The organism is Dehalococcoidia bacterium, from assembly GCA_028711995.1.
Classification (GTDB): domain Bacteria; phylum Chloroflexota; class Dehalococcoidia; order SZUA-161; family SpSt-899; genus JAQTRE01.
Genome location: JAQTRE010000089.1, coordinates 1 through 11,684, shown reverse-complemented (window position 1 = coordinate 11,684; position 11,684 = coordinate 1). Strand labels below are relative to the sequence as shown.

General features: G+C 53.6%; 11 protein-coding genes. All 11 read right to left on the bottom strand.

Going from position 1 to position 11,684, the window contains the following annotated elements; genetic code table 11:
* Nucleotides 1-395: 395 nt before the first annotated feature.
* The 11 genes from PHV74_11435 to PHV74_11385 all read right to left on the bottom strand — a co-directional run bounded on the left by PHV74_11435 (nt 396) and on the right by PHV74_11385 (nt 11,624).
* Nucleotides 396-596, bottom strand: a complete 201-nt coding sequence (locus PHV74_11435) for a DUF2283 domain-containing protein (protein MDD5094974.1) — start codon at nt 594-596, stop codon at nt 396-398.
* Between the two features lie 5 nt (nt 597-601).
* Entirely contained in the window at nt 602-868 is a 267-nt protein-coding gene (locus tag PHV74_11430; protein ID MDD5094973.1) for a hypothetical protein, read from the bottom strand.
* Nucleotides 858-1,205, bottom strand: coding sequence for a 50S ribosome-binding protein YggL (locus PHV74_11425; protein MDD5094972.1), 348 nt, complete (start codon nt 1,203-1,205; stop codon nt 858-860). Before PHV74_11425 ends, PHV74_11430 begins: the two co-directional genes overlap by 11 nt.
* Nucleotides 1,206-1,429: 224 nt before the next feature.
* A complete protein-coding gene (locus PHV74_11420) occupies nt 1,430-2,452 on the bottom strand; it encodes a hypothetical protein (GenBank protein ID MDD5094971.1) in 1,023 nt (340 codons plus the stop codon).
* 101 nt (nt 2,453-2,553) lie between these two features.
* Nucleotides 2,554-3,189, bottom strand: coding sequence for a plasmid pRiA4b ORF-3 family protein (locus PHV74_11415; GenBank protein MDD5094970.1), 636 nt, complete (start codon nt 3,187-3,189; stop codon nt 2,554-2,556).
* 128 nt (nt 3,190-3,317) lie between these two features.
* Nucleotides 3,318-4,991, bottom strand: a complete 1,674-nt coding sequence (locus tag PHV74_11410) for a DUF262 domain-containing HNH endonuclease family protein (GenBank protein ID MDD5094969.1) — start codon at nt 4,989-4,991, stop codon at nt 3,318-3,320.
* A 474-nt stretch (nt 4,992-5,465) separates the two neighbouring features.
* Nucleotides 5,466-6,617, bottom strand: a complete 1,152-nt coding sequence (locus PHV74_11405) for a double-cubane-cluster-containing anaerobic reductase (protein MDD5094968.1) — start codon at nt 6,615-6,617, stop codon at nt 5,466-5,468.
* A 29-nt stretch (nt 6,618-6,646) separates the two neighbouring features.
* Nucleotides 6,647-7,708 (bottom strand): ABC transporter permease, encoded by a 1,062-nt coding sequence (locus PHV74_11400; protein MDD5094967.1) that lies wholly within the window; start codon nt 7,706-7,708, stop codon nt 6,647-6,649.
* Complete coding sequence (locus PHV74_11395; GenBank protein ID MDD5094966.1) at nt 7,705-8,727, bottom strand: ABC transporter permease; 1,023 nt, start codon at nt 8,725-8,727, stop codon at nt 7,705-7,707. Before PHV74_11395 ends, PHV74_11400 begins: the two co-directional genes overlap by 4 nt.
* Before the next feature lie 10 nt (nt 8,728-8,737).
* Nucleotides 8,738-10,306: a sugar ABC transporter ATP-binding protein gene (locus PHV74_11390; protein ID MDD5094965.1), complete on the bottom strand. Its 1,569-nt coding sequence runs from the start codon at nt 10,304-10,306 to the stop codon at nt 8,738-8,740.
* A 94-nt stretch (nt 10,307-10,400) separates the two neighbouring features.
* Nucleotides 10,401-11,624, bottom strand: coding sequence for a DUF3798 domain-containing protein (locus PHV74_11385; GenBank protein MDD5094964.1), 1,224 nt, complete (start codon nt 11,622-11,624; stop codon nt 10,401-10,403).
* Between the last annotated feature and the right edge of the window lie 60 nt (nt 11,625-11,684).

Here is an 11,684-nt window from a genome sequence, read left to right as displayed (position 1 = left end):
TTGAGGCGGTCAACGAGGAAATACTGGTCATCAGATTGCGGAGAATTGTTCCCGGCAAGTGTAAATACTGCCCATTGTGAGCCCACTCCTTACGCGGAGGCGACTCAGTACGCGAAACAATCCGCCCAAAAGTTGCATCCAACACAGACGTGCAGGCAAAAAGGCAGAAGGTTGGATGGGGAGATGGGGGAGGGTCGAACTCCCCCTGAAACACAGATATATCTTCTCTCTCGCAGTCTTGCCGCACATGATCCACCTCTCCGCACCATCCCTGGTTGTGGCTTCTTCGGTTTCATAATCGGCCATCTCCTCAAACCCACTCTTCCCTTTGCCCTCACCCTCTGCTCCCTGTCAGTAAAGGCACGCCGCTGTGTGAAGCCGACTAAGGATTCCCGCTATGCCGCCATCTGGAATTCCATCTTGCGAATATCGCTCACCCTGGACGAAGCATCAAGGATTTCGAGCGATATCAGGTTTCCGGCATCATCATAGTCGAGAATGACGCCGGGCTTGTCTTCGTCGCTTTCGGCAACCGGCGTTCTCTCTCTGAGAATCATGCTCAGTGTGTCGGTTTTGGGATCATAGGTAACTTTCATCGCGGTCACCTCCAATACTTGTCAATCTTGCTGGTACGGTAGACTGTCACCACTTCAGCAGGAGCGCGATCGGTATCCACGAACACTCTGATGAGATATCTCTTGCCACTCATCTGTACGCGAGACTGAAATACCTCTCGCCCCTCACGTACCATCAAGCGCTGTTCCGGTTTGTGCACGATCGCTCGCACCATGTCCAGCGGAATGCCTCGCCTCTGAATTTCGAACACGGCGTGGTCTGTGATTTCATATTCGACGGGATCAGGCTTCATGCGCGCCTTCCATATCTTCAACGTCCTCGTGCCAAAGATCAAAGAGACGATCTGCCTTATAAGCCACAACATCTGGACGAGCGTCCAACCAGGCAGTCACCATCCGAAATCTCGCTTCGGGATCATCTGTCAAGCGGCCAAGTTCAACCACTAGGTCTATCTCGTTCGCTCGCCCACCACCACCGCAATATAGGCCATTAGCTTCAACGGCTTCGATAACAAGGTCATCAAGAAACTGGTCAAGCACCTCGCTGCTGTTGAGGGTTATGACAACTTGTCGCCCCCACTCCCTGAACTCACCGAGATGCTTTTTCTTCCTCAACTGTTTCTTTATCATTGATCACCTTATCGATAGCCCTCAGCCCAAACAGAACTCATTTGACTGCACTGCTATTCTATCATATCTGCATGAAGTTCCAATCTCAATGAAAACGCCTCTGCCTGAAGTCATGGAAGGCTCATTCTCAGGGGTACCAGAATATCTTTCGGATACGGCGGATATTTGAATCCACGCCTTGAGTGGTTTCGATCCCCGGGCCATCTTATTCCTCACCGACCCCATCAGGCGAATTGCTCAAGTAGACCGGCCTTAGCCTCCTCCAGCGAAGGCACTGACGTTACCCGGAGCTTGATCCCAAGCACACCTGTTATTGGCTCCAATATCCGTCTCACCTTGTCCGATTTCACTCGAACTTCACCGGGGAGCTGTTTCGCCTTCCCGAAAATCCGAATTAACTCTTCCTGTTTCTCGGAAAAAGTGATCCACGGTTCGGTCAAGTTCGCCCCGACAATAAGCCCAAGCCTGCAGTCGACAACCAGAAAACAGATTGGGAAGTACGGCTTCTCAGCGGCCATTCCAATGGGCACCGGCAACATGAAAATGTCTAACTCCCAGACTCCACTATGTTCGCGCCCCCGATTTTGAAGCAGATAGAGTTCAGCCTCTTTGGCTGTGTCAATGCTTTCGGCACACGCCTGGTCATTTGGGCTCAATACTGGAGTGTTGCGCCATTCTCCGCCCCAGTTACCGCCATGACAATAACGGGTCAGAACAAGGTTATCCGGCGACCCTTTCAGGAGATCCAACCTGCCGTTCCTGATCTCTTCAGCCATGACAAGAGCTTGCCGGATTGCAGTTGTCAGAAAGACGGCTTCGCCCTCTTCCAAGAACCAGGGAGCATAGCCGGGTTGCTGGCTTCGAAACAATGGCCAAGCATTTCGCCCCCGGAAGCGAAGGCCAAGGGACCGAATTACGTCACGGTCCCGCTTCTCGAGATCCTCCCGGTCAGTCAAAAACATCGTTATGGAGCGAGACATCATCATGATTTCAAAATAATCAGCCGGGTCGATCTCCCCACCCATCACTCTGAGGTGGCTCTCATACCCTTTATCTCCGATGAACATGCCCAGGCCGAACTCCTCCCCTCCACTCCCCAGAATTGAACAATAGCTCACTTCACCGTCATCCGGGTTTTCAACAGCAAATAGGGTGTCATTGTGCACCCAATCCCAAGGAGCAGCCTCTTTGAACATCATCGCTGACTGATATAAGTTTGCCCAGTCTCTGTTAGTCGGTTGGTTCACTATTCCACCTCATGAATTGATTCAAGGGCCTCGGTTTGGAGAGCCTTGCAGGTCCGGCCCTCAAGGCTCTTTCACGTCATGGAGATATCGGGTGTTTCTGATCAATCCACTTCGAAAGCGAATTGCCAGCGCTTTTTGGGATTGTCAAAGCGAACCTGCACAGGGTCGAAGACATGCGGATCATATCTTCCGCCAACCCATTCCATCATGCTTTCATGCTCCGGGTGGGAAGGGTCTCGAAGGATATCGAGCAGGTCCGCATATCCATGCGCCCCGCCACAGTCCTCGGGTGGACAGGCCCCGGCACCTTCCAGACATCTCGGGTACTTCGTTTTCGGCTGTTTGAGCAGTATTCCCTCCAGAACAATCTCATGTTCCCAGTTGTCGCCGAAATCATACAGATAATCCGCCCGGTCGCCCGGTTGGCGGAAATAGGCGGCTATCGACAATTGCCAGCCGGGAAGGTAGACAATATCATCCTCAAAAGCGTCCTCATCAGGGATTCCGATCTCATCAAGGTTTCCCGTGTTCGGGTTCAGGATGCGAAATGCGTGCAGGTGGCAGTCAAGCCACCCCATGGAATCCTGTATGGCCACATGCAAGTCCCAGAAACTGTAGCTCGCCGGGACCACGATCCGCCGCCATATAGGCGGTTTGATCTCCTTCAGTGCCACCTTGAATTGGTAGACCAGGTTTCTCGTATTCCTTAGAACAGGGGCAGTGTTATGCGTTGTCATTTCCTCTTTACCCTCCCGCTTGCCTAGCCCCGCTGAAGAAGTCTGAATCCACTTCTCTGATCAGATACATGGTCGAACCTGTCGCATCTACATGATAGTCGATCATGAAGTCCGGTAATCGCTCTCAGTCAGTCCGCCCATTCAGATTTAGCCCAGTCCAGTAATGCTTCTTCACGTATCTTGATCTGCCCCGGCCCCCACCGAGACCCTTCTATTTGGTCAGCTGCCTTCCTTGCGATCAGCAGCCCGGTTTTACGATACTCCTCAGCCTTCTTCAAAGGGGCGAGGGCACGGAGCTTTGAGTTCAGCTTAGGTGGAAGCAATATTAAATTTCCCAGGCGATCCACCTTGTCACTTTCGGAACTCTGGGGAAGGATATGCTCAATCGAATCAGAGGCATTAGCCATCCAGATGCGATTCCATTGTTCGTTGTTGAAATTCTGTCCTGCCTTCTTCGCAAGATGCTCTTCGTATCTGAAAAGAAAATATCGGAGTTCTTCCTGCCAACCGTTGTAGCAGTCGGTGTTTCGTAGGTGATCGACAGCTTTAGTAATCGGATACTGTGCTCCAATACGCGACAGCTCTGCTAGGATTGCGTCCCGGTCCAGGTTTTCGTTGACAATACTCCAGGCAAGCCGTAAATACTCTCCAACGGCGTAGCGTGCGTCTAATCCGGATATACCGTACATGCGGAACGCGATGTTTTCCCACAGTCGAAGCACTTTTGTCTTATCCCCATCAGTCAAGTCGCTACGAAGATGTATCGCAGCAGCGACCAACCGTGCCTGTACAATCCTGGTAACGCCTCTAGTCCGGCGGTCCCCAAGCACTTTGTCCATAGCTTCTGTGACAGCTTTCAGCCAGTTGGTGACCTCGATTACGTTTGCTGTGCTGATCTTGGCCTGCTCCCGCAATATGTCCGCTGCATCTTCCTCACTGGGGAGTCGGCTCGGAGCAGATTCTTGGCGCAGGCACGCCGCGAAACGAAGCGATTCCGTACTCATCCCTATTCGCAATCCGACACATCTGTAGATGTCGCTCCAAAGAGTATGGACTTCGTTGATAATCTCAGGACTATTCTCCTCGGCCTCAAATACAATGGCCATTAGCATGCTCTTCAGACGGTCAAACCATGAGACTTCGAGGCCACGACTGTTCAACACTTCGAACACAGTATAGACTAACGCCTCGTCGCCGATTTCGTGGAACACGAATGTCAGCCGGTTCTTCAGAAGACTCAGCAAGTCGACAACAGGGAGGCCATTCCCCTTGCAGCGCAGCAGGAATTGTTCGCATTCTTCCATGGCTAGCAGAAGCTCACGGTCGGCCTGAGTGTTGGCGGATTCTGATGGCGGATGGCTTCCTGTCCGCAGGTAGCTGGCAAAATGATTACTCAGGTCGTGGTTGGTCTGAAGGAGAAGCAGCGAGGCTTTATCCGGCTTAACCAGCGTCTCATCGAGCTCGCGGCCAACTCTGCTTCCCTCTAGATCGGTACGGTCGACCGTTTTGGCGATTGCCTTCAGGAGTAGAATGAGGGTCGTTACGCGTTGTTGCCCGTCGACAATCTCAACCACTTGGTGTTCGTCGGTTCCAATCATCCGTTTCTCGCGGCGGAGTCCCACCACAGTGGCCATGAAGTGCTGACGGTCACCCCCAGCACGCCATGTATTTAGGATGTCCCCGAACAGATCCTCTCGATGCTTGGAATGCCAACTGTAAGCGCGCTGATATTGGGGAATGCGGAAAAGGCGCTTGCTGAGCAACCCGCTTAGGGGTAAGAGTTGAGGTTGGATCTCAATCATGGTTGCCTCCCTATCTAGGTCCTGGCTAATGTACCTCTGGGTGTGTTCATGAAAACACTAAAAAGAAGCCTTTCTGGTTAGGCCAATTCTACGACTTTCCTAGCTTGGTGTGCAAGAGGCCCCCTCTTTGGGGCAGTGGCCCAAGTCGATGGTGAGGCTGATAAAACAAAGCTCGGGATTGTGGCATGCAGGGGGTGGGGTCAATGATCCTGAGAATTGAGTGGTAATTTAGCTTGAGAATCTACACTGTATGAGAAGGCCTAGATATTTAACATGAGGAACGTCATAGCTTTTCAGCAAACCATTCAGATAGATCATACAAGTCTCCGTGCTGCATGAATGGCAGCGCCCAGTGCCCCGACGGCCTGCGGGATCTTCGGAATCGTCAAGGGCACTCCCAATTCCTGAGCCAGAAGCCGCTGCATACACGGATTATAGGCTGTACGCCACCGGCAAAGACAAATTCCCCTTGAGTCATTGCATCATTTCCAGAAAAGCCTCGATTCTCACTCTCAGATTCCCCCGGTCGGCATCGGAAAAATTGGTTTCCAGATGCAGGAACGGAAGACCCAGCCTGTTGTTCACCAGGTCAGCCACCCAGAACGATTCTATATTGTAGATGTGGCAGGCCTGCCACGTCAGATCGATCACGCCGCTGACTTTGAACTCCCGGATCATTCGTTCCAGCAGGTCAATACGTCCCTTATTGGGAGACATTACCGAGCACGGAATGCTGAGGTATTTCTCTGCCAGCAGGCGCATGGGGTCGCGACGGTCCGTTTCATCGATGTAGAGGTCAACCGTTCGATACCCCCCACAGGTTTCCATGGCCACCACCAGCCCGCCGCATTCCTCTACCAGGGTGATCACCTTGCTGTCTTCCTGCCCCATCGGAGTGCCGGTCACAAGGATGCGCGGCGTGGTTTTATTCCCCACGTGATATCCCTTCAGAGCCATCACTTTGATCTCCGCCGTCAACTGCTCCACCATTTGAGCGCTGAGCCGTCGGTCAGTGCCGGTGCCAAACTGGGATGAGATCATCAAGAGGTCATGTCCCGAGATCAACGCAGGCTTGGCCTTATTGAGATCGAAGAAATCCCGGCGCGAGCGGTTTTCCCGGTTGGTGATGCTGATCGCTTGTCGCAACGCCTCATCGGTGATCTGCACCCCCATCTCCATTTCGATCCTTTCCTTGAGCCGCCTCATCTCGCTTTCCCACAAATCAAGCGATGCCGACAGGTCTGCTATCTGGGGAAGGTTCATCACGTGGATCGGCTTGAAGCGCTGCAAGATTTCGTACATCTTTTTCTTGCCGTCGCAAGTGGTCTCGGCGACGACCAGATCAGATGCATGAAAAAAGGGGCAGGTATCGGAAGCCGCCAAATCGTAAGAGGAGCGAATAATAGGGCAAAGGATAGACGGCAGGTCCCTGTCTGCAGCAAGATAAGGCTCCTGCTTGCTCCCGCACAACGGAACCGCGATGGCCCCCGCCGCCAGCGCAAGCTCTACCGGGCTGTAGGCGCAGTAATAACCGATCACCTTACGGCCTTTTTTCTTCTCTTCGATGATCTCCGTGACGCTCTCTCTGCGCGCCTCGGCCAGTGTGGTAAAAGTTTCGGATTCCATTTTGTTTTTCTCCTGTTGAAGGTTCTTGGTTAGCCACCGGATTCTGCCACGCTCAACGGATTCGATGATCGGTCACGCCGCCGAACACTCAGAATCAATGCCAGTGCAATAGTGCCATAGGCGACAAAACTCCTGAAATATTCCCCCAGAGCCGCGTTATCGAACATGTTCTGCCCCGCCTGTGGGGAGACAATGAACAGGGAATGGAACAGGAATATCCCCAAAATCACATGGCGAACCCGCGCCTCTTTGATAGTCGCGCCTCCGGCCAGCAATGCCGCCGCAGAAAAGATATCGCTGTTCTGGTGGGCAGTGTAGACGTTGAGCATCCCGATATTCTGCAGAAACAGCATCTGCCCGATGCAGGCGATCACAATTGAAAGGACCATGGCGATGATGCGGGTGCGGTTGACATCGATTCCCAGAAGTTCGGCTTTGCTCCTATCCTGCCCGACTGCCTTGATTCTCTGGCCCAGCCGGGTGTTGAGCAAATAAGCGACGACGGCGCAGGCCAGCAACACCAGCATAATCATGAACATCGGGAAGCGGATATCGCCCACCTCCACCACCCACATCTTGTCCAGCATATTTCGATAGGGGGCCAGGTCTACCATGTTCCGAATGCCCTTGCCGGTGGAAAGCAGGATTTCCTCGTTGTGGGCCGGAATGAAGGTGCCGTATCCGACCATGAAGATGAACTGGTAAATCCCAGTGGCCAACAAACCGATAATGAGGGTGGTGATCATCTCCCGTCCCTTCACCCGGTTCAAGGTCCGCCCGATCAGATACCCAACTATCACCGACAGAACAATGGCGATCACGGTGCCGAGCAGCCAGCCGCTTTCGCCGTTCACTTGGAGAATGATAATCGTAAGCAGGCCGACCTGTGCACACATCGCTCCGACAACAATGGCGAAGTTGATTCCCATACCCGCCGCCACAGGCAGCACAAGGGCCAGAACCAGGATTCCATCGCGGCTGAAGCGGGTGATCACTTCATTGAGGACAAACGTTGGCGTCATCTCCGAGTAGTACAGCCCTACCAGAAACAGAAGGAGGAAAACCACGGGGACGGGATTGATCCTCTTCACTTCTGACTTCCTCCCTGGTAGAGAAGGGCGTAAAGAATGACGCCTGATGTGATGGTTACCCGAACGATCTCCGTCATCTCCGGAACCAGCAAGGCATTGGCCAGCGGCCCGCTGAAGACATACACAGTCTGAAACAGGAAGGTTCCCACAAGGACATAGACGATTGAAGCGTTCCTTCCGGTGCTTCCTCCCAGCAGAATGGCTGAAGCTGCCGGGAAAGCCATCATCAGAGGCGCGTCGTAGAGTTGCAGAAATCCAAAGCTCTGGGTATAAACGCAGATGCCAACCGCCGCCAGAACGGTGGAAAGCACTATCGCCAGAGTTCGATACCGGTCGATATTGATCCCTGAAAACCGGGCAAACGTCTCATTCTCACCGACAACCGACATCGCCGATCCGGCCTTGGTGCGGGAAAAAGCAAACATCAGGCCGCAGAGCGCGCCGAAGAAGAGAAGGCCGCCAGAGGGGACTTGCACACCGCCGATCTCGAACGCGGCAAAATCGTTGAGGATGTGTGAGAAATGCCCTTCCAGTCCGATGGAAGGCCGCAGGCCTTCGCCGCCGATGGGCCACAGCATCTGCGGATTTCCAAACGGTGCTACCGCCCAGAAGAAGCTCATGATGAATACCGCCGAAAACCCGAAAAACAGCCCTGTCATCTCCTCTTCGCCTTTGGTCCGGTTCAGAACCCGGGCGTATCCGTATCCGAAGACCGAGCCGATGATTATCGATGATGAGAGCGAGGTGGCAAAACCGGCCGCCGGTGAGAGGCTGAGATCGACCGCGATGCACATCCCCAGAAGGCCTGCCAGAATGCCCACCGGCAAGCCATAGTTGATCCCAACCCCCGCATTCAGCATGGGGACCAACGATAATACTAAAACCCCGTTCATGAAAAACCGGACCAAAGAGTTGCCGACCAGACCGGGCAACGGGATATCCGTGGACACGACGGTGACGCCTACCATGAGCAACAGGAATGCGGTGAGTACCAGTTGCGGGATGTTATGTCTGATCACCCGAGTCACTTTAAATAGTCCTTTTGCCGGAAAAGGCCAGAGCGAATTCGGAGTCAGAGGTATCGGGAGGAAACTCTCCGAAAACTTCTCCTTCGTGCATCACCACGATACGGTCACATATTTGTTTCAGATCACCGATCTCGCTGGAAGCGCAGACGATGGTTGTTCCCTGCTCCCGGTTGACGTGGATCAAAGCTTCCAGAATCATCTGCTTGGCATTGATATCGACCCCGCGTGTAGGTTCGGCCACAAACAGAACCCTCGGCTCGGCAGCCACCGCCCGCGCCAGACAGACTTTCTGCTGATTGCCTCCGCTCAGGGAGCCAACCTTTTGATAGACGCTCCGGCACCGGATATCGAATCTCTTGATCGCCTTCTCGGCATACGCGATACTGCTCTTGCGGTCAATCATACTCAATGGGCCGAGTGAGAATTTCAGGAATTTGTTCTGCTGATGAACTGCGGTGAACACAATGTTTTGCGCTATTGAGCGGCCCAGTAGAAGTCCCGCCTGACGGCGGTCATCGGGCAGGAAACACAGGTCCTTGTTCATTGACTCTCGGGGATTCAGAACGCGACCGTCGATCACCGCCCGGCCGGAGGTGGGATAAATGCCCATTATGCCGTAACCCAGAGCCAGCTTGCCGTGTCCTGAAAGCCCGGAAACCCCCAGGATTTCCCCCCGATAAACCTTAAGGTTGAGCTTCCTGATAGTCTCGCCAGGCATATCCACAGTGAAATCCTCGAATCGAATCGACTCGCTCCCGCGGGCAAACCGTTTGCTGCCTCGCTTTGCCGCCACAATCCCCTGGCCGATCATTGCCTGAGTTACCGACTCCAATCGGAAATCGGGAGCGCCGCGTGCAAAGCTGCCTGCCACTTTGCCATCCCTCAAAACCGTTATCCGGTCACATAGCGCCAGCACCTCCTCCAACCGGTGAGAGACAAAAACCACTGCTGTGCCCTGGCTGGCAAGTTCGCGCAGAACAGAGATTAAATGTTCCATATCTTCCGTGCCCAGCGTGGCTGTCGGCTCATCCAGAATGAGCACTCGAAGATATTTCCGACTGGTTTCCCGCGCCAGCTCCACGTATTGCTTGAGGCTCACCGAGAGGTTCCCCGGCTTGACCCGGGGATTGAGGTTCACACCCAGTCGTTTCAAGGCGGCATCGGCCATTGCATGGTCTCTCGCCTGATCGATGAACGCCAGATTTTGGCCCAGCAGCTTTCGGGTAGAAGGGGTCAGATTCTCTCTGCCCAGATTGATGTTTTGCCCCACAGTGAGTCCCGGCAACAGGGTGAACTCCTGATGGACCATCCCCACTCCTGCCTTGACTGCTTGGCGCGGGGATTGCATCTCAACCGGCTGGCCTTCGAGGAAGATATTCCCCTGATAGCCACCGGTGTTCCAGATGACCGAATTGCCGATCAGAATGTTGAGAAGAGTGCTCTTCCCCGATCCGTTCTCGCCGACCAGTCCATGAATCTCACCGGCATTGACCTGCAGATTCACCGAGTCCAGAACCTGGTTTGATCCAAAGTTCTTGGATATGTTTTCCAGTTTCAAAGCTATCGACATGTTCAAAAACGGTAAGGGCACGTCGCGACGTGCCCTTACCGGGATACCCCTGCAATCACGGAAGGGAAATAATTTGCACTTAGCCCCAGCTTCCCTAGTAGATGATTGAGCCGATGATGATCAGATAATAGTTATCGATCTCCGGCTTCATCTTGCTGAAGGTGACGGAGACCCCGGCCACTTTCTGAGCAATTGGCTCGATCTGATCCAGAGTCAGGTTATTCTTGCTAATCGATCCCTCGATCATTCCACGAGCGACCTCAGTCGAAAACTCCGGGAAGAACACGCCCACCGGTATCGGCCAAGTGGAGAGTCTACCCGTCATTCCCGCGTCAGCGGCTTTCTGTTTGATCATGGCGTTGATCTTATCGAAGTTGCCTGCATCCTCCGGGGCAATCGATAGTTCCATCGCAGCCGGGAAGCCCTGAGTCGGAGTGGGACAGCACTGCTCCGCCATGATGAACTTGAGCTTGAGCGCTTCGGCGATGATCACATCCTGCATGGGACAGTTGGTGCCAAAAATACACGTGTCCGGCCCGTACTTAGCGATCTGCCGCGGGATATCCTCCTGCAAAAATTGCTGCATCGCCGATACGCTGCTGCCGCCTTGCGGATCAGGCGTCACTACCTGGACAAATGTCATGCCCAGTTGCTGGCACGTCTGCTCCATCATATCTTTTCTCTTGGAAATCGCTTCCTTGGCCAGATGCGTCGGGAATGAATAATGGATGAAAGTCTTGGCTCCCATCTGCTGGGCCTTGGTCGGGATGGTAATGCCACGCTGCACCCAATCGGTATCCAGACAAAGGTCGATATACTTGGCCATCATATCGGGGTCATCCCAGATCGGCGCAGTGATGACGATCATATCCGGCCTCTGCTCCTTCACCTTCTGAATGGCAGGAAGGATTCCGCTATAACCGGCGCAGATGATGATGGCTTTCACATCTTTGTCAGCCCCTAGGCTGGTGATCTGGGATATGGCTGTTTCCTGCTCTTCGGAGAAATTATCCGGCAGGACGATGTGCTTGATCATTCCGGGGTACTTCTGGTCGACTCTCTGCGCGCCCCTGAATTCATCCTCGCTGGCCGATAGCGTGGGGGTTACGATACCGATCTTATAGTTTTGGGCGGCCGATGTGGTGCTGGTCGGCGAGGAATTCCCGTTGTCTTCGTCATCGTCTCCACATGCCGCCAACACCGGCACCAGCAAAGCCAGAACGATGAACACCGCTATGAACTTGTACCATAAGTTGGCGTTCCTGCAAAAAGGTAGCGCCTTGGTATTGAAGCTGATATTGGGATGCGATAGACTCAAGTTGAGGCTATTCGACTTGAGGTGAAGGGATGTTCAGAGAGAACCACAGGCATAAGCAGA